This is a genomic window from Agrococcus sp. HG114, assembly GCF_024723325.1.
Taxonomy (GTDB): domain Bacteria; phylum Actinomycetota; class Actinomycetes; order Actinomycetales; family Microbacteriaceae; genus Agrococcus.
In genome coordinates this window covers 1-22,526 of the sequence record NZ_JANQCH010000016.1, presented here as the reverse complement: position 1 = coordinate 22,526, position 22,526 = coordinate 1, and the positions used below count along the sequence as shown (strand labels likewise).

Sequence of the window (22,526 nt, the reverse complement as noted above, 5' to 3'; positions counted from 1 at the left end):
CCGCGATAGCCTGAGGGGTCGCGGCGCGCGGGGATGCGCCGCGCGCGCGTGTGCAGACCGGAGAGCAGATGAGCGAGACGAGCGTCGGAGTCCTGACCGGGAGCCACCTCGCACCGCCGCCTCGAACCCTGCTCGACGTCCTGCGCGAGAGCGTGCAGTCGAACCCCGACGGATCGGCGCTCGAGGACGCGGCCGGCGCCCTCTCCTACCGCGAGCTCATGGCAGCCGTCGTCCGCACCGCGGGTCGGCTGAGCGCCGCGGGCGTGCGCCGCGGCGACCGCGTGGGGGTGCGGATGCCCTCCGGCACGAGGGAGCTCTACATCGCGATCCTCGGCGTCATGGCGGCGGGAGCCGCCTACGTGCCGGTCGACGCGGACGACCCCGAGGAGCGCGCGCAGCTCGTCTTCGGCGAGGCGGGGGTCGCGGGCACCATCACCGGCCACGGCGTCTACACGCCCGCCGACCCCGGCGCCCTCGCGCTGCCCGCGGTGGGCAGCACGGCGCTGTTCGAGGGCGAGCCCGCGCATCCGAGCACCGCCGCGTCGCCCATCCCGACCCTGCCGACACCCGACGACGACGCGTGGGTCATCTTCACCTCCGGCTCGACCGGCACGCCGAAGGGCGTCGCGGTCTCGCACCGCTCGGCGGCCGCGTTCGTCGACGCCGAGTCGCGCCTGTTCCTGCAGGACGAGCCGATCGGGCCCGGCGACCGCGTGCTCGCCGGCCTGTCGGTCGCGTTCGACGCGTCGTGCGAGGAGATGTGGCTCGCGTGGGCGCACGGCGCGTGCCTCGTGCCGGCGCCCCGCTCGCTCGTGCGCAGCGGCATGGACCTCGGGCCGTGGCTCACGCTGCGGGGCATCACGGTCGTCTCGACGGTGCCGACGCTCGCGTCCCTGTGGCCGACGTCGTCGCTCGAGAACGTGCGGCTGCTCATCTTCGGCGGCGAGGCGTGCCCGCCCGAGCTCGTCGCGCGCCTCGCGACCGAGGGCCGCGAGCTGTGGAACACGTACGGCCCGACCGAGGCGACGGTCGTCGCGTGCGCGGCGATGCTGCGGCCGGGCGAGCCCGTGCGGATCGGCCTGCCGCTCGACGGCTGGGATCTCGCGGTCGTCGACGCCGAGGGCCGGCCGGTCGCCGACGGCGAGGTCGGGGAGCTCATCATCGGCGGCGTGGGGCTCGCGCGCTACCTCGACCCGGTGAAGGACGCCGAGAAGTACGCACCGCTCCCCGCGCTCGGGTGGGACCGCGCGTACCGGTCGGGCGACGTCGTGCGCCTCGACCGCGCGGGGCTCTTCTTCCAGGGCCGCGCCGACGACCAGGTGAAGGTCGGCGGACGGCGCATCGAGCTCGGCGAGATCGAGGCGGCCCTCCACGCGCTCCCGGGGGTGAGCGCCGCGGCGGTCGTGGTGCAGACGACGGATGCGGGGAACCGGGTGCTCGTCGGCTACGTCGGATGCGACGTGGCCGGCTTCGATCGCGACGCGGCGACCGCGCGGCTGCGCGAGGAGCTGCCGGCGGCGATCGTGCCGGTGCTCGCGCCGCTCCCGCGCGCATCCTCTGCACCGCGCGCGCCGCCGATCTGCTCTGCCATCGTCCGAACCCTCCGCTCACGGCGGGTCCCGGCGCGCTCGGATCTGGCTGGCTCCTGGCTCAGTGTCCTGGTGGATCGGATGGTCGATCGGCGTCAACAGCGATCGGCGTGCTCGGGCTTCTCCGCCTCGCCGAGCCGCGCCGCAGTCGAGCGGCGAGCGCCTCGGCTCACCCTCCCATCGTAGGGGAGCGGCGCCGCTCGTGCTCGGGCGAAGACCGCCGCGGGGTGCTCGGTGCTCAGTCCTCCCGACCGGGAGCCGTGCGGCGGACCGCCCACGCGAGCAGCCACAGCGCCACGACGACGACCGCGCTCGCCATCGATGCCCACAGGCCCGCGGCGGCCGACACCACGACCTCGAAGATGAAGCTCGTCACGGCGACCACGAGCAGCGAGACCACGATGAGGGTCGCGATGAGCAGCGCGTTGCCGAGCCGCACGATGTGCTCCTTCATGCTCCGCTGGAAGTGCAGCCGGTGCACGAGCACGGGGGTGAGGCCGAGGAGCGTCGCGAGCCCCGCGAGCGAGACGAGCACGAGGTAGTGGACGACCTCGTCGGCGTCGAGCTCCTTGAACCCCGACTGGAACGCGACCGCGAGCAGGAAGCCCGAGATGAGCTGCGTGCCGGTCATGACGACGCGCAGCTCCTGGAGGATGTCGCCGAAGTTGCGGTCGGCGCGCTCCTCGCGCGTCTCGTCGCGGCCGCGGCGGCCGTCGGCCACCGGCTCGAGGTCCTCGTCCATGCTCCGCATCCTGCCATCCCGGAGCGGCCCGCCGAGCGAGCGGCGCGTCAGTGGTTGCGAAGCCGGTCGATGAGCTCGGCCTTCTTGAGCTTCGACGTGCCCTCGATGCCCAGCTCCTTCGCGCGGTCGCGCAGCTCGTCGACCGTGCGGTCCTCGTAGCGCTCGGCGTCGCCGCCCCGCTCGCCGACGGCGCCGCGGCCGTCGCGCGCCGCGGCGTTCGCGATCCGCGCTGCCTTCTCGGACGAGTTCCCCTCGTCCTTGAGCTTCTTGTACAGCTCCTCGTCCTTGATGCTCGGGTTCGGCATCGTCGCATCGCCTCCTCGACTCGCTGGCCCGCCGCCCGCCGACTGCGCGATGGGGACCGACGTGCTCCGCACGCTACGCGCGGAGCCTGGACGCCGCGCGAGAGGGTACTGCGAGCACCGCGATGCCGATGGCGGCGATCACGAGACCCGCCCAGCCGACCGCGCTCGGGCGCTCGCCGACGACGAGGACCGCGAGGAGGGTCGCGACCACCGGCTCGGCGAGCGCGAGGGTCGTGGCGCTCGACGACGACAGCGCCCGCAGCGCGTAGCCGAACAGCAGGTAGGCGAGCGCCATCGGCACGAGCCCGAGGTAGGCGATCGTCAGCAGCCCCGTCGGCTGCGCGAGCGGCCCGAGCCCGACGATCCCGAGCAGCACGAGGCACGCGCCGCCGCCCACGAGGAACAGCGCGCCCATCGCTCCCGTCGCCGGGGCGCCGCGGCCGATGAGCCTCGCCCCGGCGAACGCGTAGAGCGCGTAGCCGAACCCTGCCGCGAGCGCGAGACCGATCCCCACCGGCGCCCTCCACGCATCCGCCGCCGGCGCCGTGCCGCCGTGGCCGCCGAGCGCGAGCAGCGCCATGCCCGCGACGGCGAGCGCGGTCGCGGCGGCCCAGCGCCGATCCGGGCGCCGACGGTCGACGGCCCACTCGAGCAGCGCCGCGAAGATCGGCCCCGAGCCGAGCGCGACGACGTTGCCGACCGCGACGCCCGCGAGCGCCATCGACGGGTAGTACGCGGCGGGGTAGAGCACGACGCCGACGGCGCCCGCGATGAGCCAGCCCGTGTGCTCGCGGCGGCACAGCACGGCGAGCACGCGCCGGGCGGAGATCGCGGCGAGCACGACGCCGCCAACCCCGAAGGTCGCGAGCCCGATCGCGAGGGGCGACGAGCCGGCGGGGGCGAAGTGCGCGACCGTGCCGGTCGTGCCCCACAGCACGGCCGCGAGGAGCACGGCGAGCGCGTGCGTCGGCGCGGGCACGGCGGATGCGCGGCGCTGCTCCACGGCGATCGGCACGCGTCGATCCTAGGGTCGCCCGGGCTCGCGGCCGCCCCGGAGGCGGCCGTGCCAGCATGGCGGCATGCCCCATCGCCTCTCCGAGATGCTCGCCGGCGCGGGACTGCTCCTGCGCGGCTTCGGCACGTGGGCGCGCGACCCGCGGCTCATGCTGCTGGGCGCGGTGCCCGCCCTCATCGTCGGCACGATCATGCTCGCCGCGGTCATCCTGCTCAGCCTGCAGGCCGGCGGGTGGGCGGCGGCGCTCACGCCGTTCGCCGACGGCTGGGATGCGCTGTGGCGCGACCTGCTGCGCGCCGCGCTCGCGCTCGGGATCGTCGTCGGCGTGATCGTGCTGTGCGTGCTGACGTTCGCGGCCGTCACGCTCGCGGTCGGCGACCCGTTCTACGAGCGCATCTCGCGCTCGGTCGACGAGCGGCTCGGCGGCGCGGGCGCGGCGGCCGAGCTCGGCTTCTGGCGCTCGGCCGCGAAGGGCGTGCGCGACGCGGTCGTCCTCATCGGCATGGCGATCGGCACCGCCGCCGTCGTGTTCGTCGTCGGGCTCATCCCGGTGATCGGCTCGATCCTCGGGCTCGCGGTCGGCGCGGTCCTCGGCGGCCGCGCGCTCGCGCGCGAGCTGAGCGGCTACGCCGGCGACGCGCGCGGCATGTCGCTCGCCGAGCGGCGCGCGCTGCTGCGCTCGAGGCCGTGGCGCTCGCTCGGCTTCGGCATGCTCGCCTACCTGCTGCTGCTCGTGCCGGGCGTCGCGGTCGTCGCCACGCCCGTCGCCGTCGTCGGCGCGACCCTGCTCGTGCGGGACCTGCGCGGCGAGGCGACGACCGCCCCAGCGGCCGCGTCGTAGGCTGGGAGGGCCCGCCACCCGAGAGGTTCCATGCCTGCTGCAGCTTCCGTGCGCCGCGCCACCCCCGCCGAGATCGCCGACTGGGACGCGCTCATCGAGGCGAACCCGGACGGCGGGCACATGGTCCAGTCGAGCGCGTTCGCTGCGACGAAGCGCTTCGACGGGCTCGAGCCCGTGCACCTCGTCATCGATGCGCCGCTGCCCGCCGGCACCGCGCTCGACGCGACGGGCGACGCGCGCGCGACCGAGCGCATCCACGCCCTCGCCCTCGAGGGCAGGGTGTCGCTCGGGCGCTACTGGTACATGCCGATGGGCCCGACCGCGACCGACATGGCGCCGGTCGTCGACGCGCTCCGCGAGTTCGCGAAGGCCGAGCCGGGCCTGCTGGTCGTCAAGATCGAGCCGCACCTCGAGCGCAGCCCCGAGCGGATCGACGAGCTCGTCGCGCTCGGGCTCGAGCGCAGCCGCGACATGCAGGTCATGACGCACACGGTCGTGCTCGACCTCGCGCAGGGCGAGGAGGCGCTGTTCGCGTCGTTCTCGCAGATGATCCGCCGCCAGGTGCGGGGCGCGCTCAAGAAGGGCTACCGCGTCGAGCGGCCCGAGCCGACCCAGGAGACGTTCGACCGCATGCACGCGATGATGCTCACCGTCGCGGGCGGCAAGGGCATGGCCGGCATGCGCGAGCGCGCGTACTACGACCGGTTCTGGAGCGAGTTCACCGCCGCGGGCACGGGCCGCTTCTACTTCGGCTACGACGACGACAGCGGCGAGCCGCAGGCCGGCATCTTCGTCACGACCGCGGGCCGCACCGCCGTCTACAAGGACGGCGGCTCGCGCCCCGACCGCAAGATCAACGGCGGCTCGGCGCTGCTGCTGTGGACCGCGATGCAGGACTGCATCGCCGACGGCAAGCTCGCCTTCGACCTCGCGGGGACGCCGCCGGCCGACCGCGCCGACGACGAGTCGCATCCCTTCTACGGCCTCGCCCAGTTCAAGCTGCGCTTCGGGCCGATCACGAGCTACCTGCCGTCGTTCGACCTCGTGCTGCACCCGCTGCGCCACCGCCTGTGGGAGCGCGTCGTCCGCCGTGTCGAGTGGCGCATCACGAAGGGGCCGGACACGCTGCGATGACCGACATGCGACTGCGCTGGGCGACCCCGGAGGAGCTGCGCGACTGGGACGACCTCGTGCTGCAGAACCCCGACGGCGGCCAGTTCACCCAGACGCTCGCGTTCGCCGAGCTCAAGCGGTGGGACGGCTTCGCCACCCACCACCTCGTCTTCGACGCCGAGCAGCCGGTCTACGCGCTCGCGCTCGAGCGCGACGGCTGGATCGGCCGGTTCTGGTACTTCCCGTGCGCGCCGCTCCACCCCGACATGGCCGCGATCGTGCGCGCGACCCGCGCGTTCGTCGAGCGGGAGCGGCCGCGCCTCATCTCGGTGAAGCTCGAGCCGAGGCTCCCGCGCACCCCAGAGGCGATGCGCATGCTCGCGGATGCGGGGCTCGCCCAGGCCGAGGACGTCCAGCTCCACACGCACACGGTGGTCATCGACCTCGAGCGCACCGAGGAGGAGATCCTCGCGTCGTTCTCGAAGACCGCGCGCAAGCTCATCCGCCGCGCGGAGCGCGACGGCTTCACGATCGAGCGCGTCGAGGGCGACGAGGCGCTCTTCGACCTCGCGTGGCAGCGCATGCAGACGATCCGCGGCGGGCAGGGCCTGCACGGCATGCGCGACGAGGGCTACTACAAGACGATCTGGCGCGCGTTCACGAAGCGCGGCCAGGCCGACTGGTGGCTCGGCCACGACGGCGGCGACGGGCCTCAGACGGTGACGTTCACGATCCCGTTCGGCCGCACCGCCATCGACAAGGACGAGGGGTCGCGGCCGGACCGGCTCATCGAGGGCGGCGCGCACCTCGGCCGCTGGACGCGCGCGAAGCACTACCGCGAGCGCGGGTTCACAGGGCTCGACATGATGGGCGCGCCCCCGACGTGGGCGAAGGACGACCCCGACCACTGGATGGCGGGGCTCAGCCGCTTCAAGCAGCAGTTCGGCGAGATCGTCGACTTCGCGCCGAGCCACGACCTGCTGCTGCGGCCGCGCGCGCAGCAGGTGTGGCGGAAGGCCGTGCGCCCCGTCGAATGGCGCGTGAAGCGGCGGTACACCGGTGTCTGGTGATGGCGGGATGCCTGGCGACGAGAGGAGCGCAGTGACGATCGAGGGCGGGGCACCGAGCGGGTGGCGGCTGCGCGACGCGACGCAGGCGGAGGTCGCCGACTGGGACGCGCTCGTGCTCACCAACCCCGACGGCGGGCAGTGGACGCAGTCGAGCGCCTACGCGACCGTCAAGCGCACCGAGCGCCTGCACCCGCGGCACCTCGTGCTCGAGGGCGCCGAGACCGTGTACGCGCTCGCGCTCGAGCACCGCTCGCTCGCGGGCCGCTTCTGGTACTTCGCGACGGGCCCCGGCGCCTCGTTCGAGCACTTCGGCGCGATCGCGGGGGCGCTCCGCGACGCCCGCGACGGCGCCGCGAAGGGCGTCTACGCCGTGAAGGTCGAGCCGTTCGAGGTCGACACGCCCGAGCGCCGCGAGGCGCTCGCCGCCGCCGGCTTCCGGCCGGCGAACCCCGTGCAGCAGAACACCTACACCGTGCTCGTCGACCTCACCCGCCCCGTCGACGAGATCTTCGCGGGCTTCAAGAAGAGCCTCCGCAACCACATCCGCTACGCCGAGCGCAACGGCTACCGCGTCGAGAAGGTGGAGCCGGGCGAGGACACCTACCGCACGATGTACGCGCTCATGCAGACCGTCTCGGGCGGCAAGGGCGTCGAGGGCATGAAGCCCTTCGAGTACTACCGGACGCTCTGGGGAGCGGCGGTCGCGCAGGGGAGCGGCCACTTCTGGTTCGGCTACGACGGCGCGCACGACGGCCCCCAGGCATCCGCCTTCATGATCCGCTTCGGGCGCTACGCGCTCGCGAAGGACGGCGGCTCGGTGCCCGACCGGGCGATCCGCGGCGGCGCGCACCTGATCCGCTGGACGGCGATGCAGTGGTTCAAGGAGCAGGGCGCGGAGGTGTACGACGCGTACGCGACGCCGCCGTCGTGGCTCGCGGACGACACCTCGCACCGGCTGCACGGGCCGGGTGTGTTCAAGCGCGTGTTCGGGCCGATCGTCGACCACCTGCCGAGCCACGACCTCGTGCTCGACGAGCGGCGCTACCGGCTCTTCCTGCGACTGCTGCTGCCGATCGAGCGGCGCGTGCGCCGGCGCCCCTGGGGCATCTGGTAGGGCAGCGCCTCGGGGCTCACTCGACGGCGCGGCCGCAGATCGCTTCGAGGGTCGTGCCGAGCAGCTCCGCCGACCGCCGGTACTTGCGCAGCACCTCCTCGCGCGTGGCGGCGTCGGGCATCGCGTCGAGCCGCCACTGCTGCGCGTTGTCGCGCAGGTCGGCGAGCTTGACCTCGAGCGCGAGGTCGCACGCGAGGATGCGCGCCATCCACGCCTCGAGCGGCTCGTCCTCGCGTCGCGTCATGGCGTCGACCGCCTCGACCACGGGCGGCGGGAAGTGCTCGCCGAGCAGGCCGCTGGCGCTCAGCGAGCCCCACTCGATCGCGTCGTGCAGGATCGCGACGGCGCGCGCCTCGTCGCCCTCGACGTCGAGCATCACGCGGATCGCGTGCGCGACGTACGGCTCGCCCTGGCGGTCGGTGCGCCCCTGGTAGGCGCGGGACGCGATGAGGATCGCGTGGTCGAGGTCGCCGTGGGCCATGCTCCCGAGCGTATCCGGCGGCTATCCTGATCGCATGTCACGCGTCGCCGACCCCGCGGAGCTCGCTCGCCTCCTGCGCGGCACGTGGTCGATCCGCGCGACGACGTTCCCCTACTGGACCAACGCCCACCGGAAGAACCCGCGAGTCACGTTCGAGCTCGTGCACCCGTCGCCGCTGCAGCTGCGCGAGGTGTACGAGTACCACCGGCCCGACAAGGGCGACCGCGAGGTGATCGCCGAGGCCGAGTGGGCCGGGCGGCACTTCTCATGGCGCATGCTCGGCCGCTCGCGGCTGCTCTCGAGCGCCTACGTCGTCTCCGACACCCCCGCGACGCCCGACATCCTCGCGATCCACTACGGCCGCTCGGCGGTGCTCCGCCAGAGCGCGGTGTCGATCCTCGCGCGGCCGCACCTCGACCCCGATGCGGTCCGCCGTGCGGTCGCGATCGACACGCACTCGTTCGAGCTCACCGCCGAGGAGTTCTGGCGGCTCCAATGGCTCGCGCCCTACTCCGCGTCGGCGCCCGCCTCGAGCGACTCGCGCGCCTGACGCACGTCCTCGAGCAGCGCGCCGATGAGCACCCAGTGGCTCGGGTGCGGGCGCGGCACGGGGATCGGCTCGGTGAGCCGCGGCCCGTCGACCGTCGGCAGCGTCGCGGTGCGGCCGTCCTCGAGCGCCTGGCGGTCGACGAGCGCGCGCACCTCGCTCGCGATCCGCCGTGTCTCCGCCGCGATGCGCCGCACGGTCGGGTCGCCGACGAGCCCGACGTCGAAGCGGTCGGCGATGCTCCTCGAGATGCCGATCACGCGGTTGACGAGCACGGTGAGCGTGAGCAGCAGCCGCTCGTCGCGCGCGATCCGGTCGCGCAGCAGCCGCGCGCGGGGGTTCAGGCGCACCGAGTCCTCGAGCGCGTCCATCGCGGCCCGGGTGCGCTTGATCCCCGCGCGCAGCTCGCGCGCCTGGGCGAGCATCCCCTCGCCCCGGGCGGCATCCGCGCTCGAGAGGGCGTCGGCGGCGCGCTCGTAGGCGTCGGCGACCGCGTGCGCGAGCTCGCGCATCGTGCGCTCGGCCGGCTCGTGGTGCACGGGCGGCACGACGACGAGGTTGATCACGAGCGCGACGGCCGCGCCGATGACCGTCTCCACCACGCGCTCGAAGCCGAACAGCGGCCCGGCGCCGGCGCCGAGCGCGAGCAGGATCATCGCGCTGATCGGCAGCTGGTTCGCCGCCATCGGCGCGAGCCGCAGCGCTCGCGCGAGGACGACGGCGAGCAGCGTCACGGCGAGCACGACGAGGCTGCTCGAGGGCAGCACGAGCGTCGCGAGCCACGCGAGCAGCACACCGCCGATCACGCCGACCGAGCGCCCGATGCCCTTCGCGAGCGACTGGTTGACGCTCGGGGCGACGACGAGCAGGGCCGCGATCGCGGCGAAGATGGGCAGCTCCATCTCGAGCAGGAGCCGGCTCGCGAACCACGCGACCGCGATCGCGACCGCGACCTTCACGACCTGGAGCCAGGAATCCTGCTCGGCGGTCGTGAACCGATCGAGCCACCGCATGGCCCAACCCTACGCAAGCCCTCGGCGGATTCGCGGGGAGCGGGGTGTTGGATGGAGGCCATGCTCGAGAATCCCGCCGGAGTCCTCATGCGGCTCGTCTCGGCGAGCGGCCGCGAGCTCGTCGACTTCGCGCAGAAGGACGTCGAGCCGGTGAGCGAGGGGTTCATCGTCGGCTACGCGTGCGGCGTGCGGACGCCCGACGACACGATCGAGCGGCTCACCATCTACGTCAACACCTCGCCGAGCGCGCCGGTCGACGAGCACACGGTCGAGCTCCTCGACGCCACCGGCCGCCGCCTGACCGCGTGGGTCTACCCGCAGGACCCGGCGCTCCCGTCGCTGCCGGCGGTCTCGTACCCGGAGGCGGCCGGGGTCGTGCTCGCGAAGTTCGGCATCGCCGCCGAGGGCGCGAGCCTCCGGATGGAGTCGTACCGGCCCGGGAAGCGCGCGGTGCTGCAGGTCGAGACGGCGACCGAGCGCTGGTTCGCGAAGGTCGTGCACCCGTCGCTCGCGGCGACCATCCACGACCTGCACGAGCGGTTCCGCAGCGCGCTCGTGCCGGTGCCGCGCTCGATCGGCTTCTCGGATGCCGGGCTCGTGCTGCTCGGGGAGCTGCCCGGCGTGCCCGCGATCGACGTGTTCGACCGCATCGACCGAGTCCGCTTCGCGAGCGGGCTCGACGAGCTCACGGCGCACATCGCGCAGGTGCCCGTCGCGGTCGGCGCGCGCGAGTCGCTCGCGCGCCGGGTCGAGTGGTACGCGGATCGCATGGAGGAGACGGCGCCCGTCTTCGCCCGCCAGACCGCGAGGCTCGCCGCGCGCGTGCGCGAGCGCTACGACGCGACGCCCGTGCCGCGCCCCGTGACGATCCACGGCGACCTGCACCTCGGGCAGATCTTCGTCGCCGACGACGACCCGTCGCGCATCACCGGCATCCTCGACATCGACACGGCCGGGCTCGGCGACCCGGCCGACGACCGGGGCGCGCTGTTCGGCCACGTCGTGGTGTCGGCCGTCGAGCGCGAGGCGGGCACCGCCTCGGGCGTCGCGCTCTCGGCGTTCGCCGACGAGCTCCAGGCCGGGTGGCGGGGGGACGCGCGCGTCGGGGCGATCGCCGCGACGCACCTGCTCGGGCACGCGCTCGCGAACGCTGGGCGCGGCGACGACCGAGGCGCCGCGACGGCGCAGCGGCTGCTCGAGCGCGCGGAGGCGGTGCTCCGCTAGGAGGCGGAGCGCTCCCCGAGCAGCGCCCGCACGCGCGGGACCACCTCGGTGCCGAACAGCTCGATCGAGCGCAGGTTGTCCTCGTGCGAGGTGCCCGAGTCGTACTTGAGGTCGAAGCGCTCGATGCCGAGCGTCTCGACCGCCCAGACGATCTTCTGCGCGACCGTCTCGGGGCTGCCGACGAAGTTGGCGCCGTGCTCCGCGGCGCTCGCGTCGAACTCGCGCTCGGTCGCGTCGCCCCAGCCGCGCTCGCGCCCGATGCGGTTGCGGTACACCATCCACTGCGGCATGAGGATGCGCTTCGCCTCCTCGTCGGTCTCGGCGATGAGGCCGGGGGAGTGCATGCCCACGCGACCGCCGGGGTGCCCGAACTGCTCCATGGCGCGCCGGTAGAGGCCCGAGAACGGCGCGAACTGGGCGGGGCTGCCGCCGATGATCGCGAGCATCATGTCGAAGCCGTGGTGGGCGGTGCGGATCACCGAGTCGGGCGTGCCGCCGACGCCGACCCACACCGGCATCCGGCCGCCGTGCTCGGCGGCGTGCGAGCGCGGGTAGACCGACTGCTCGGTCAGCGGCGAGCGCAGGCGCCCCGACCAGGTCACCGGCTCCTCCTTGACGAGCTCCGCGAGCAGCTCGAGGCGCTCGTCGAAGAGCGCCTCGTAGTCCTCGAGCCGGTAGCCGAACAGGGGGAACGACTCGACGAACGAGCCCCGGCCCACGATCAGCTCCGCCCGGCCGCTCGAGATGCCGTCGAGCGTGGAGAACTGCTCGAACACCCGCACGGGGTCGTTCGACGAGAGCACCGTCACGGCGGTGCCGAGGCGGATGCGCTCGGTCACGGTCGCGAGCCCCCCGAGCACGATCTCGGGCGCGCTCGCCGCGAAGTCGTCGCGGTGGTGCTCACCGAGGCCGAAGAACGCCAGGCCGACCCGGTCGGCCGCGATGCCCTCGGCGACGACGTCGCGCAGCACCTGCGCGTGGCCGACGGGCCGGTCGCCGGCGGCGGGGACGGCTGCGAACGTGTGGACACCGAACTCGATGGGCATGGGCTTCCTCTCCGCTGGAGCCAACCGCGCCCCATCGCGGAGCATTCCTCCGGGACGGCCGAAGGGCCCGGGATCGCTCCCGGGCCCTTCGACGCATCCGCCTGCCGGCGGCGTGCGATCAGTGGTGGTCGTGGCGCTGCGCGGCCTCGAGCTCGCGCGGCGTGACGGGGCTGATGCGGTCCTCGAAGAACCACCGGGTGAGGGCGGCGCGCAGGTGCGTCGCGGGCGTGATGCGGCCCTTCGCGTTCGGGCGCACCATGACCGGCTCGTACGAGTCGTAGGCCTTGAGCTTCCAGGACTCGTACTCGTCGAGCGGCTCGTGCACCTCGATGAACTCGCCGCCGGGGCGCCGCACGATGCGCCCGGACTCGTAGCCGTGCAGCAGGATCTCGCGATCCTTCTTCTGCAGGCCGAGCGCGATGCGCTTCGTGAGCACGTAGGCGATGATCGGCCCGAGGATGAGCGAGGCCTGCAGGAACCACGTGACCTGGAACACGTTCAGGCGGAAGTGCGTCGCGATGAGGTCGGACGACGCAGCTGCCCACATGACGGCGTAGAACACGATGCCCGCGGCGCCGATGCCCGTGCGCGTCGGGTTGTTGCGGGGGCGCTCGGCGATGTGGTGCTCGCGCTTGTCGCCCGTGATCCACTGCTCGATGAACGGGTAGAACATCACGAGCACGATGAACAGGCCGAGGACCACCATCGGGATGAGGATGTTCCACGAGACCGTCCAGCCGAGGATCTCGGACTCGAGGCCCGGGGCGAGGCGCAGCGCGCCGTCGGCGAACCCGATGTACCAGTCCGGCTGGGTGCCGGCGGAGACGGGGGAGGGGTCGTAGGGCCCGTAGTTCCAGATCGGGTTGATCGTGAAGAGCGACGAGATCAGCACGAGCACGCCGAACACGATGAAGAAGAACGACCCGGCCTTCGCGGCGAACAGCGGCATGATCGGCGCGCCGACGACGTTGTCGTTGGTCTTGCCGGGGCCGGCGAACTGCGTGTGCTTGTTGATCACCATGAGCACGAGGTGCACGCCGATCATCGCGATGACGATCGCCGGCAGCAGCATGATGTGCAGCACGAACAGCCGCGGCACGATCTCGTGGCCCGGGAACAGGCCGCCGAAGAACAGGTACGAGATCCACGTGCCCACGATCGGGATGCCCTTGACCATGCCGTTGATGATCGCGAGGCCGTTGCCCGAGAGCAGGTCGTCGGGGAGCGAGTAGCCCGTGAAGCCCTCGGCCATCGCGAGGATGAAGAGCACGAAGCCGATGACCCAGTTGATCTCGCGCGGCTTGCGGAACGCGCCGGTGAAGAACACGCGCAGCATGTGGAGGCCGATCGCCGCCACGAACAGCAGGGCCGCCCAGTGGTGGATCTGCCGCATGAGCAGGCCGCCGCGGATGTCGAACGAGATGTCGAGCGCCGAGGCGTACGCCGCAGACATCGCGATGCCCTTGAGCGGCACGTAGGAGCCGTCGTAGTGCACCTCGGTCATCGAGGGCTCGAAGAAGAAGGTCAGGAACGTGCCCGAGAGCAGGATCGCGACGAACGAGTACAGGATGACCTCGCCGAGCATGAACGACCAGTGGTCGGGGAAGACCTTCCGGCCCAGCGTCGCGACGAAGGTCGAGATGCTCGTGCGCTCGTCGAGGTAGTTCGATGCCGCACCGGTGAGCGTTCGGCGCGCGGGGCGCGCGGCGGTGGTGGTCATGCGCGGGTCTCCGTCTCAGCGGCCGCCTGCACGTGCTCGGGCTGCACGTGCTGCAGCCGCTCCCAGTACGAGGGGCCGATCGGCTCGGTGAAGTCGCTCTGCGCGACGAGGTATCCCTCCGCGTCGACGGTGATCGGCAGCTGCGGCAGCGGGCGCTTGGCCGGGCCGAAGATCACCTTCGCGTGCTCGGTCACGTCGAACGTCGACTGGTGGCACGGGCACAGGAGGTGGTGCGTCTGCTGCTCGTACAGCGCCACGGGGCAGCCGACGTGCGTGCAGATCTTCGAGTAGGCGACGATGCCGTCGTACGACCAGCCCTCGCGACCGGGCGCCTCCTTGAGGCGGTCGAGGGGCAGGCGGACGAGCAGCACCGAGGCGAGGGCCTTCTGGTCGAGGTAGCCCTCGTCGTGGCCGAGGTCCTTGAGCGACTCGGGGATGACGTGGAAGGCGGAGCCGACCGTGACGTCGTCGGCGCGGATGGGCGTGCCGGTGGGGTCGAGCGCGAGGCGCTCGCCCTCGGTCCACATCGTGCGCGAGATCGCCTCGACGGCGTCCTGCGCGGGCGCGAGGTCGCGGAACAGCACGATCGCGGGCAGCGGCAGGATCGCCACGGCGCCGATGAGCGTGTTGCGGATGAGCGTGCGGCGGGAGAAGCCGGACTCCTCGTCGCCGAGCTGGAAGATCTCGACTGCACGCGCGCGGCTCTTCTCGGAGCCGCGGGAGAGGTGCCGCTCCTCGACGACCTCGTGGCTGCTCATGAGCTGGCGCGCCCAGTGCATGCCGCCGATGCCGACGCCCAGCAGGGCGAGGGCGATCGCGAGGCCGAGGAAGAGGTTGTTGAGGCGGACGCTCGTCATGTTGCCCGGCTCGATGGGCAGCGCGATGTAGGCGACGATCGCCAGCACCGAGCCGAGCATCGATGCCAGGAACCACCCGACGACCTGCCGCTCGGCGCGGCGCTCCTTCTCGGGGTACAGGTCGGTCTGGCGCGGGCGGTGCGGCGGCAGGCCGGGGTTCTGGAACGTGTCCGACTGCTCGATCGCGGCACCGCGGTCGTAGGCGACGACGCCCTGCTCGCTCGGAGCCGACTGGTCTTCAGCCGACATGCTGTTCCTCTCGTTGTCGTTCGCCATGGGTCAGTTCGGCCTGGAGGTGAGCCACACGGCGACGCCGACGAGGCCGCCGAGGCCGATGATCCAGATGAACAGGCCCTCCGACACCGGGCCGAGGCTGCCGAGGTCGAAGCCGCCGACCGACGGGTTCTCGTCGAGGTAGTCGAGGTACGCGATGATCTCGCGCTTCTGCTCAGGGGAGATGTTGGCGTCGTTGAACACCGGCATGTTCTGCGGGCCGGTGAGCATGGCCTCGTAGACGTGCTGGGGTGCGATGTCGCGCAGGTGCGGGGCCCACTTGCCCTCGGTGAGCGCGCCGCCGGCGCCGGCGACGTTGTGGCACATCGCGCAGTTGATGCGGAAGAGCTCCGCGCCGCGCGCGACGCCCTCGGCGTCGACGGCGGACGCGTCGAGCCACTCGGCGTCCGGGACGGCCGGTCCGGGGGCGAGCGCGGCGATGTACTCGCCCATCGCGTCGGACTGCTCCTGCGTGAACTGCGGTGCGCGCTGCTCGGCCTGCGGGCCCTGGAAGGCCATGGGCATGCGGCCGGTCATGACCTGGAAGTCGACGGATGCGGCGCCCACGCCGATGAGGCTCGGGCCGTTCTCGGTGCCCTCGGCCTCGAGGCCGTGGCACGAGGCGCAGTTCGCCCGGAACAGCTGCTCGCCGTCCTCGACGGTCAGCTGCTGCGAGTGCGGCGCGGCGGCCGGCTCGGCGTTCGCGACGGAGCTCACCGCGACCGAGGCGCCGCCGGCGACGACGAGCCCGATCATGAGCAGGGATGCGCTGGCGAGCGGGTGCCTGCGTCCGGTCTTCTTGCGTGCTGTCAACGTTCTCACCAAACCGTTACTTGAGCCAGTAGATGACGAGGTACAGGCCGATCCAGACCACGTCCACGAAGTGCCAGTAGTAGGAGATGACGTGCGCGCTCGTCGCCTCCTTGTGCCCGAACCGCTTCACCGCGTACGCGCGCCCGATCACGAACAGGAACGCGAACAGGCCGCCGGTCACGTGCAGGCCGTGGAAGCCGGTCGTGATGTAGAAGGCGGAGCCGTACGAGTTCGACTGCACCGAGACCCCGTGGTGCACGAGCTCCACGTACTCGAAGACCTGGAGCATGATGAAGATCGCGCCCATGGCATAGGTGAGGTAGAACCACTCGACCATGCCCCACTTCGAGAACTGCAGCGCGCGCCCCGTGCGGAACGGCATGTTGTGCTCCGCCGCGTTCGCCCCCGCCTGGCACGTGAAGCTCGACGCCAGCAGGATCGTGGTGTTGATCGTGGCGAAGAGCACGTTCAGCTTCTCGGCCTCGGTCGCGAACAGGTCGCCCGACATCGATCGGAGCGTGAAGTAGATCGCGAACAGGCCGGCGAAGAACATGACTTCGCTGCCCAGCCAGACGATCGTGCCGACCGCGACGGTGTTCGGCCGGCGGATCATCGGCGCGGTGGGCGACGAGGAGAGCGCAGTAGTGGACACGAAGGCCATCCTAGTGACAGTTCTACCGGCCGTAGTGACCCGGCGAGCCAGCGTGCCGCAAAAAGATAGGCTCGAGCCATGGATGCCCTCTTGACCTGGCCAGCCGTGCTCGAGACCCTCCTGGCGGGCGAGGATCTCGCCATCCGGCAGGCCGAGTGGGCGATGGCCGAGGTGGTCGCGGGCCGCGCGTCGGAGGCGCAGATCGCGGGCTTCCTCGTGGCGCTGCGCGGCAAGGGCGTCGTGGCGGAGGAGCTCGTCGGCTTCCGCGACGCGATCCTCGAGGCCGCGGTGCCGCTGCCCGGCGAGACGCGGGTCGTCGACATCGTCGGCACGGGCGGCGACCGCCAGCACACCGTCAACATCTCGACGACGGCGAGCATCGTGGTGGCGGCGACCGGGGTGCCGGTGCTCAAGCACGGCAACCGCGCGGTGTCATCCTCCTCCGGCGCCTCCGACGTGCTCGCGGCGCTCGGCCTCGTGCCCGCCGACGACGACCCCGCGGTCGTGCGGCGCATCCTCGAGCGGGCCGGTATCTCGTTCGCGTGGGCGACGCGCTTCCACCCCGGCTTCCGCCACGCCGGCCCCGTGCGCGCGCAGCTCGGCGTGCCGACCGTGTTCAACTACCTCGGCCCGCTCGTCAACCCGGCGAGGCCCGAGGTCTCGCTCGTCGGCGTCGCCGACAAGCACATCATCGAGCAGTTCGTCGGCGTCTTCGCGACCCGCGGGGCGACGGCGCTCGTCGTGCGCGGCGAGGACGGGCTCGACGAGCTCACGACCACCGGGCACTCGGAGCTGTGGGAGGTCGCGCGCGGCGACGTCGTCGAGCACGACATCGATCCGCGTGAGCTCGGCATCCGGCGCGCCTCGCTCGACGACCTGCGCGGCGGCTCGGCCGAGCACAACGCCGAGGTGCTCCGCCGCACGCTCGCGGGCGAGCAGGGGCCCGTGCGCGACGTCGTGCTGCTGAACGCGGCCGCCGCGCTCGTCGCCTGGCGGCTCGACGGCGACCCGCGCCAGAAGGACCGGTCCCTCGTCGAGCGCATGCGCGAGGAGCTCGCGGTCGCCGCCGACGCCATCGACTCCGGCGCGGCGATGCGCACGCTCGAGGCGTGGCAGGCGGCCGCTGCGGCATGATGCGCACGTGAGCACCGCCGCGGCCGAGCGCCCGCGCGCCCAACGGCAGACGACCTGGGCGCGCGACGAGGTGTGGCACTCGTGGCCGCTCGGCTGGGCGGATCGGACCTCGCGCTCGCTGCTGCTCGTCGCCCTCGCGGTCGGCGGGCTGCTCGCGTGCTTCGGGCTGACGCTGCTGCTGCACCGCCCGCCCGAGCTCGGTCCCTCGGTGACGCTGCGCAGCATCGGCGTGCTCCTGCTGCTGCTCGCGGCGATCGCGGCTCCCGCGTCGCGCAGCTACCGGCTCGGCGCGGCGTACTGCATCGTGCTGTTCGCGGCCGCGCAGGCGGCCGTGCTGCTCATGCAGTCGACATCGCTCCTCGGCCCGACGACGTACGGCGCCCTCGACGCGGTCAGCTTCGCGGGCTTCGGCGCGCTGCTCGTCGCCTGGATGCTCGTCCGGATGCGGCACCCCGTGACGATCCTCGTCGTCGTGCTCGGCTACGCGATCGGCGGGACGGCGTTCTACGCGCGCGCGCTGCCGGCGATCCGTGCCCGCCTCTTCGAGACCCCGTGGCAGGAGGCGGCGTCCGCGCTCGACGAGGGCATCGGGCGAGCCGGCGCCATCCTGCTCATCGCGAGCCTCGTGCTGCTCGGATGGTGGCTCGACGGGTGGATGCGGGCTCTGCTGCCGGTCGCGAACGTCGCCGAGCCCCACGCGTCCGGCCGAGCGCACCGCACGGGCGAGCGCCCGCGCATCCGCGTCGCGCTCGTGCTCATGCTCGTGTGCCTCGACCTCCTCGCCATCGCCGTCGCGATCTCGGCGAAGCAGCCGATCGCGCGCGGGCGGCTCTCGGAGGAGGACGACTGGTGGGCGTCGCTCGTCCTGACGGTCTCGACGGCGCGCGCGTCGTGCATCGTCCTCGGCATCGCCTGCGCCGTCATCTGGCTCTCCAACCCGGCGCAGCGGCCCATGTGAGCGCGGAGGGCGGGGCGACCGCGTCGCCCCGCCCTCGTGTGCCGAGCTCCCTGCCGGCTAGTCCACGTCCTCGTCGACCCAGTCGAGCGTCTTCTGCACCGCCTTCTTCCAGTTGCGGTACGTGCGGTCGCGCGCCTCCTGATCCATCTGCGGCTCCCAGCGGCGGTCCTCCTGCCACTGCTGGCGCAGCTCGTCGAGCGAGCCCCAGAACCCGACCGCGAGCCCGGCGGCGTACGCGGCCCCGAGCGCCGTCGTCTCCGCGACCACCGGCCGCACGACCGGGACGCGGAGGATGTCGGCCTGGAACTGCATGAGCGTGTCGTTCGCGATCATGCCGCCGTCGACCTTGAGCTCCGTGAGGTCGACACCGGAGTCGGCGTTCACCGCGTCGACCACCTCCGCCGTCTGGAACGCCGTCGCCTCGAGCGCCGCGCGGGCGATGTGGCCCTTGTTGACGTACCGGGTGAGACCCACGAGCGCACCCCGCGCATCCGGCCGCCAGTAGGGCGCGAAGAGGCCCGAGAACGCCGGCACGAAGTACGCGCCGCCGTTGTCGTCGACCGACTTCGCGAGCTGCTCGACCGAGGGCGCGTCGGGGATGAGCCCGAGGTTGTCGCGCAGCCACTGGATGAGCGAGCCGGTCACCGCGATCGAGCCCTCGAGCGCGTAGTGCGTCGGCTCGTCGCCGATCTTGTAGCCGACGGTCGTCAGGAGCCCGTTCTTCGAGTGGACGATCTCCTCGCCCGTGTTGAAGATGAGGAAGTTGCCGGTGCCGTACGTGTTCTTCGCCTCGCCCTTGTCGAACGCCGCCTGGCCGAACGTCGCCGCCTGCTGGTCGCCGAGGATGCCCGTGATGGGCGTCTCGCGCAGCAGCGACTCCGAGGCGGCGACGCCGAACTCGCCCGACGACGGCCGGATCTCGGGCAGCATCGAGCGCGGCACGCCGAAGTCCGCGAGGATCTCGTCGTCCCACTCGAGGGTCTCGAGGTCCATGAAGAGCGTGCGCGACGCGTTCGTGACATCGGTCGCGTGCACGCCGCCGTTCACGCCGCCCGTGAGGTTCCACAGCACCCACGAGTCGGTCGTGCCGAACAGCAGCTCGCCCGCTTCGGCGGCCTCGCGCGCGCCCTCGACGTTCTCGAGGATCCAGACGATCTTCGTGCCCGAGAAGTAGGTCGCGAGCGGCAGGCCGACCTTCTGCTTGTAGCGGTCGGTGTCGCCGTCCGCGAGTCGGTCGACGATCTTCTGCGTGCGCGTGTCCTGCCACACGATCGCGTTGTAGACCGGCTCGCCGGTCGTCCTGTTCCACACGACCGCGGTCTCGCGCTGGTTGGTGATGCCGATGGCCTTGACGTTGTGGCGGGTGACGTTGGCCTTCGACAGCGCCTGGCCGATCACCTCGCGCGTGTTGTTCCAGATCTCCATCGGGTCGTGCTCGACCCACCCCGCCTGGGGGAAGATCTGCTCGTGCTCGAGCTGGCCGGTGGCGACGATGCTGCCGGCGTGGTCGAAGAGGATGGCGCGAGTCGAGGTCGTGCCCTGGTCGATGGCGATGACGTAGTCGTTCAACGTTGCTCCTTGTTCGGTGAGGGATGCAGTGGTGCGATGCGCGCGGAGACGGAGGAAGGGGGCCGCGTCGACCCCCTTCCTCCGCTGTCAGGCTGCGAAGCCCGCGACGCCCGCGATGAGCGCGGGGGCGAGAGCCCCTGCGAGGACGCCGCCGATGATCGGGCCGACGACCGGGATCCAGCTGTAGCTCCAGTCGCTCGAGCCCTTGCCCCTGATGGGCAGCACCGCGTGCGCGATGCGCGGACCGAGGTCGCGCGCGGGGTTGATGGCGTAGCCCGTGGGCCCGCCGAGGGATGCGCCGATGCCGACGACGAGCAGGGCGACCGGCAGCGCGCCGAGCGCGGCGAGGCCGGCGGGGACCGATGCGTCGGCGTCGCCGTTCTGCACGCCGAAGGCGATCACGACGAACACGAGCACGAACGTGCCGATGATCTCGGTGACGAGGTTCCAGCCGGTCGAGCGGATCGCCGGGCCGGTCGAGAAGGTGCCGAGCTTCGCGCCCGGGTCCTCCTCGGCGTCGAAGTGCTGCTTGTACGCGAGCCAGCAGAGCACCGCGCCGATGAAGGCGCCGATGAACTGCCCGGCGAGGTACACCGGCAGCAGCCCCCACGCGTACTCGGTGCCGGTCGCGAGCGAGTTCGCGAGCAGGCCGAGCGTCACGGCGGGGTTGATGTGGGCGCCCGAGTAGATCGAGACGATCACGCCGGCGAAGACCGCGAAGCCCCAGCCGAAGTTGATCATGAGGAAGCCGCCGCCGAAGCCCTTGTTGCCCTTCAGCACGACGTTGGCGACCACGCCGCAGCCGAGGAGGATGAGCATCGCGGTGCCGACGAGCTCCGAGAGGAATACGAGACCTGGGTTCAGATCCACTGGCCCTGCTTTCTCTTCCACGGGCATCGTCGCCCGTACCGCTCGCTCGAGCGGTATCGCCACTGTAGCCACGCGCGACCCCCGGTGGAACCGGTTGTGAAATCTCCTCGACCCATCGAGAATCCGGGCGGCGAGGCGTAGCGTGAGGCGAGACGCCAAGCCGAAGGAGAGTCGCTCGTGAAGAAGCTCATCAACGATCCCGCGAAGACCGTCGACGAGGGGCTCGCGGGCTTCGCCGCTGCGCACCCCGAGCTCGTCCGGCTCGTGGTCGATCCGCCGTTCGTCGTCGTGCGGGCGGATGCGCCGGTCCCCGGCAAGGTCGGCCTCGTCTCGGGCGGCGGGTCGGGCCACGAGCCGCTGCACGCCGGCTACGTCGGCTTCGGGATGCTCGACGCCGCGGTGCCCGGGGCCATGTTCACCTCGCCCACGCCCGACCCCATCCTCGAGGCGACGCGGCAGGTGAACGCGGGGCAGGGCGTGCTCCACATCGTGAAGAACTACACGGGGGACGTGCTCAACTTCGAGACGGCCGCGGACCTCGCGCTCGCGGAGGGCATCGAGGTGCAGACGGTGATCGTCGACGACGACGTCGCGGTCAAGGACTCGCTCTACACCGCGGGACGGCGCGGGGTCGCGGGCACGCTGCTCGTCGAGAAGCTCGCGGGCGCCGCGGCGCAGCGCGGCGACACCCTCGACGAGGTCGCGGAGGTCGCCCGCACGGTCAACAGCCGGGTGCGATCGATGGGCATGGCGCTCGCGCCGTGCACCGTGCCGCACGCGGGCGAGCCGAGCTTCGAGCTCGGCGACGACGAGATCGAGATCGGCATCGGCATCCACGGCGAGCCGGGCCGCGAGCGGATCGCGCTCGAGCCCGCGGACCGGATCGTCGACCGGCTCCTCCAGCCGATCCTCGACGACCTGCCGTTCACGAGCGGCGACCGCGTCGTGCTGCTCGTCAACGGCATGGGCGGCACGCCGCTGTCGGAGCTCTACATCGTCTTCCGCCGCGCGGCCGAGGTGCTCGCCGACCGCGGCCTCGAGCTCGCGCGCTCGCTCGTCGGCTCCTACGTCACGAGCCTCGAGATGCAGGGCGTCTCGCTCACGCTCCTGCAGGTCGACGACCGCCTGCTCGAGCTCTACGACGCGCCGGTCGAGACGGCCGCGCTGCGGTGGGGTCGGTGACGGCGCTCGACGGCGCGTGGGCGCGCCGCTGGATCGAGGCGGTCGCCGCCGAGGTCGCGCGGCGCAAGGCCGAGCTGACCGCCCTCGACCGCGCGATCGGCGACGCCGACCACGGCGAGAACCTCGACCGCGGCTTCCAGGCGGTGCTCGGCCGCCTCGACGCGCTCGACGAGCGCCCGACGCCCGGCGCCGTGCTCAAGCTCGTCGCGACCACCCTCATCTCGACCGTCGGCGGCGCGGCCGGGCCGCTCTACGGCACCGCGTTCCTCAAGGGCGCGATGGCCGCCGGCGACCGCGGCGCGCTCGATGCCGCGGGGCTCGTCGAGGTGCTCGCGGCCGCGCGCGACGGCATCGTCGCGCGCGGCAAGGCCGAGCCCGGCGACAAGACCATGGTGGAT

The 22,526-nt window shown here is 72.4% G+C and carries 22 protein-coding genes and 1 pseudogene; 11 read left to right on the top strand and 12 right to left on the bottom strand.

The genetic code is table 11. The features are described 5' to 3' along the window. Positions 1-68: 68 nt before the first annotated feature. Positions 69-1,535, top strand: a pseudogene (locus tag NWP09_RS03375) (amino acid adenylation domain-containing protein); the annotation flags it as partial. Between the two features lie 292 nt (positions 1,536-1,827). Here the strand turns inward: NWP09_RS03375 and NWP09_RS03370 are convergent. From NWP09_RS03370 to NWP09_RS03360, 3 genes are all read right to left on the bottom strand, one after another. Continuing rightward, the gene (locus tag NWP09_RS03370; protein ID WP_258274128.1) at positions 1,828-2,331 is read right to left on the bottom strand and encodes a DUF6328 family protein; all 504 of its coding nucleotides are present in this window, start codon (positions 2,329-2,331) and stop codon (positions 1,828-1,830) included. A gap of 47 nt (positions 2,332-2,378) precedes the next feature. Beyond that, a complete protein-coding gene (locus tag NWP09_RS03365; RefSeq protein WP_258274127.1) occupies positions 2,379-2,636 on the bottom strand; it encodes a Rho termination factor N-terminal domain-containing protein in 258 nt (85 codons plus the stop codon). Between the two features lie 73 nt (positions 2,637-2,709). Further along, positions 2,710-3,651 carry a DMT family transporter gene (locus NWP09_RS03360; protein ID WP_258274126.1) on the bottom strand — a complete coding sequence of 314 codons (942 nt, stop codon included), beginning with the start codon at positions 3,649-3,651 and terminating at the stop codon, positions 2,710-2,712. A gap of 64 nt (positions 3,652-3,715) precedes the next feature. On the opposite strand from NWP09_RS03360, the gene NWP09_RS03355 reads away from it, so the two are divergent. Genes NWP09_RS03355 through NWP09_RS03340 form a run of 4 tightly spaced genes read left to right on the top strand, consistent with a single transcriptional unit; the run spans position 3,716 to position 7,789 of the window. Further along, on the top strand, positions 3,716-4,492 hold the full coding sequence (locus NWP09_RS03355) for an EI24 domain-containing protein (RefSeq protein ID WP_258274125.1): 777 nt from the start codon (positions 3,716-3,718) through the stop codon (positions 4,490-4,492). Positions 4,493-4,540: 48 nt separating this feature from the next. Next, a complete protein-coding gene (locus NWP09_RS03350; protein ID WP_258274124.1) occupies positions 4,541-5,626 on the top strand; it encodes a peptidoglycan bridge formation glycyltransferase FemA/FemB family protein in 1,086 nt (361 codons plus the stop codon). Then, positions 5,623-6,675: a peptidoglycan bridge formation glycyltransferase FemA/FemB family protein gene (locus NWP09_RS03345; RefSeq protein WP_258274123.1), complete on the top strand. Its 1,053-nt coding sequence runs from the start codon at positions 5,623-5,625 to the stop codon at positions 6,673-6,675. Before NWP09_RS03350 ends, NWP09_RS03345 begins: the two co-directional genes overlap by 4 nt. 31 nt (positions 6,676-6,706) lie before the next feature. Then, positions 6,707-7,789, top strand: coding sequence for a GNAT family N-acetyltransferase (locus tag NWP09_RS03340; protein WP_258274122.1), 1,083 nt, complete (start codon positions 6,707-6,709; stop codon positions 7,787-7,789). A gap of 16 nt (positions 7,790-7,805) precedes the next feature. Here the strand turns inward: NWP09_RS03340 and NWP09_RS03335 are convergent, their stop codons facing one another. Beyond that, positions 7,806-8,270 carry a phosphohydrolase gene (locus tag NWP09_RS03335; RefSeq protein ID WP_258274121.1) on the bottom strand — a complete coding sequence of 155 codons (465 nt, stop codon included), beginning with the start codon at positions 8,268-8,270 and terminating at the stop codon, positions 7,806-7,808. Between the two features lie 34 nt (positions 8,271-8,304). Here NWP09_RS03335 and NWP09_RS03330 point away from each other — a divergent pair, with 34 nt between their 5' ends. Beyond that, positions 8,305-8,820: a hypothetical protein gene (locus NWP09_RS03330; protein ID WP_258274120.1), complete on the top strand. Its 516-nt coding sequence runs from the start codon at positions 8,305-8,307 to the stop codon at positions 8,818-8,820. On the opposite strand, the gene NWP09_RS03325 is transcribed toward NWP09_RS03330, so the two are convergent. After that, the gene (locus NWP09_RS03325; RefSeq protein WP_258274119.1) at positions 8,778-9,830 is read right to left on the bottom strand and encodes an aromatic acid exporter family protein; all 1,053 of its coding nucleotides are present in this window, start codon (positions 9,828-9,830) and stop codon (positions 8,778-8,780) included. The two genes, NWP09_RS03330 and NWP09_RS03325, sit on opposite strands and share 43 nt — an antisense overlap. A gap of 60 nt (positions 9,831-9,890) precedes the next feature. On the opposite strand from NWP09_RS03325, the gene NWP09_RS03320 reads away from it, so the two are divergent. Then, positions 9,891-11,054, top strand: coding sequence for an aminoglycoside phosphotransferase family protein (locus NWP09_RS03320; protein ID WP_258274118.1), 1,164 nt, complete (start codon positions 9,891-9,893; stop codon positions 11,052-11,054). On the opposite strand, the gene NWP09_RS03315 is transcribed toward NWP09_RS03320, so the two are convergent. From NWP09_RS03315 to NWP09_RS03295, 5 genes are all read right to left on the bottom strand, one after another. Further along, a complete protein-coding gene (locus NWP09_RS03315; protein ID WP_258274117.1) occupies positions 11,051-12,100 on the bottom strand; it encodes an LLM class flavin-dependent oxidoreductase in 1,050 nt (349 codons plus the stop codon). The two genes, NWP09_RS03320 and NWP09_RS03315, sit on opposite strands and share 4 nt — an antisense overlap. A gap of 118 nt (positions 12,101-12,218) precedes the next feature. Then, entirely contained in the window at positions 12,219-13,820 is a 1,602-nt protein-coding gene (locus NWP09_RS03310; protein ID WP_258274116.1) for a ubiquinol-cytochrome c reductase cytochrome b subunit, read from the bottom strand. Beyond that, the gene (locus tag NWP09_RS03305) at positions 13,817-14,926 is read right to left on the bottom strand and encodes a ubiquinol-cytochrome c reductase iron-sulfur subunit (RefSeq protein ID WP_258274115.1); all 1,110 of its coding nucleotides are present in this window, start codon (positions 14,924-14,926) and stop codon (positions 13,817-13,819) included. The genes NWP09_RS03310 and NWP09_RS03305 overlap by 4 nt, the downstream gene beginning before the upstream one ends. A 30-nt stretch (positions 14,927-14,956) precedes the next feature. Beyond that, positions 14,957-15,772, bottom strand: a complete 816-nt coding sequence (locus NWP09_RS03300; RefSeq protein WP_258274114.1) for a cytochrome c — start codon at positions 15,770-15,772, stop codon at positions 14,957-14,959. Between the two features lie 7 nt (positions 15,773-15,779). After that, entirely contained in the window at positions 15,780-16,424 is a 645-nt protein-coding gene (locus NWP09_RS03295; RefSeq protein WP_258274113.1) for a heme-copper oxidase subunit III, read from the bottom strand. Between the two features lie 69 nt (positions 16,425-16,493). Here NWP09_RS03295 and trpD point away from each other — a divergent pair, with 69 nt between their 5' ends. After that, positions 16,494-17,549, top strand: a complete 1,056-nt coding sequence (trpD, locus tag NWP09_RS03290) for an anthranilate phosphoribosyltransferase (protein ID WP_258274112.1) — start codon at positions 16,494-16,496, stop codon at positions 17,547-17,549. 7 nt (positions 17,550-17,556) lie between these two features. Beyond that, entirely contained in the window at positions 17,557-18,507 is a 951-nt protein-coding gene (locus NWP09_RS03285; RefSeq protein WP_258274111.1) for a hypothetical protein, read from the top strand. Between the two features lie 57 nt (positions 18,508-18,564). Here NWP09_RS03285 and glpK read toward each other — a convergent pair whose 3' ends face one another. Beyond that, positions 18,565-20,076, bottom strand: coding sequence for a glycerol kinase GlpK (glpK, locus tag NWP09_RS03280; protein WP_258274110.1), 1,512 nt, complete (start codon positions 20,074-20,076; stop codon positions 18,565-18,567). A gap of 87 nt (positions 20,077-20,163) precedes the next feature. Beyond that, positions 20,164-20,940, bottom strand: a complete 777-nt coding sequence (locus NWP09_RS03275; protein ID WP_258274134.1) for an MIP/aquaporin family protein — start codon at positions 20,938-20,940, stop codon at positions 20,164-20,166. 183 nt (positions 20,941-21,123) lie between these two features. Between NWP09_RS03275 and dhaK the strand changes: the two genes are divergently transcribed. Both dhaK and dhaL read left to right on the top strand, forming a co-directional pair. Beyond that, positions 21,124-22,128 (top strand): dihydroxyacetone kinase subunit DhaK, encoded by a 1,005-nt coding sequence (gene dhaK / locus NWP09_RS03270; RefSeq protein ID WP_258274109.1) that lies wholly within the window; start codon positions 21,124-21,126, stop codon positions 22,126-22,128. Further along, positions 22,125-22,526: dihydroxyacetone kinase subunit DhaL (dhaL, locus tag NWP09_RS03265; protein ID WP_258274108.1), on the top strand; the 402-nt coding region annotated here is incomplete at its 3' end. The genes dhaK and dhaL, both read left to right, overlap by 4 nt.

Excerpts from the sequence above, each read along its gene's own strand:
- NWP09_RS03370 (WP_258274128.1), bottom strand. The coding sequence starts at position 2,331 with ATGGACGAGGACCTCGAGCCGGTGGCCGACGGCCGCCGCGGCCGCGAC.
- NWP09_RS03365 (WP_258274127.1), bottom strand. The coding sequence starts at position 2,636 with ATGCCGAACCCGAGCATCAAGGACGAGGAGCTGTACAAGAAGCTCAAG.
- NWP09_RS03355 (WP_258274125.1), top strand. The coding sequence starts at position 3,716 with ATGCCCCATCGCCTCTCCGAGATGCTCGCCGGCGCGGGACTGCTCCTG.
- NWP09_RS03345 (WP_258274123.1), top strand. The coding sequence starts at position 5,623 with ATGACCGACATGCGACTGCGCTGGGCGACCCCGGAGGAGCTGCGCGAC.
- NWP09_RS03335 (WP_258274121.1), bottom strand. The coding sequence starts at position 8,270 with ATGGCCCACGGCGACCTCGACCACGCGATCCTCATCGCGTCCCGCGCC.
- NWP09_RS03330 (WP_258274120.1), top strand. The coding sequence starts at position 8,305 with ATGTCACGCGTCGCCGACCCCGCGGAGCTCGCTCGCCTCCTGCGCGGC.
- NWP09_RS03325 (WP_258274119.1), bottom strand. The coding sequence starts at position 9,830 with ATGCGGTGGCTCGATCGGTTCACGACCGCCGAGCAGGATTCCTGGCTC.
- NWP09_RS03320 (WP_258274118.1), top strand. The coding sequence starts at position 9,891 with ATGCTCGAGAATCCCGCCGGAGTCCTCATGCGGCTCGTCTCGGCGAGC.
- NWP09_RS03315 (WP_258274117.1), bottom strand. The coding sequence starts at position 12,100 with ATGCCCATCGAGTTCGGTGTCCACACGTTCGCAGCCGTCCCCGCCGCC.
- NWP09_RS03310 (WP_258274116.1), bottom strand. The coding sequence starts at position 13,820 with ATGACCACCACCGCCGCGCGCCCCGCGCGCCGAACGCTCACCGGTGCG.
- NWP09_RS03305 (WP_258274115.1), bottom strand. The coding sequence starts at position 14,926 with ATGTCGGCTGAAGACCAGTCGGCTCCGAGCGAGCAGGGCGTCGTCGCC.
- NWP09_RS03295 (WP_258274113.1), bottom strand. The coding sequence starts at position 16,424 with ATGGCCTTCGTGTCCACTACTGCGCTCTCCTCGTCGCCCACCGCGCCG.
- trpD (WP_258274112.1), top strand. The coding sequence starts at position 16,494 with ATGGATGCCCTCTTGACCTGGCCAGCCGTGCTCGAGACCCTCCTGGCG.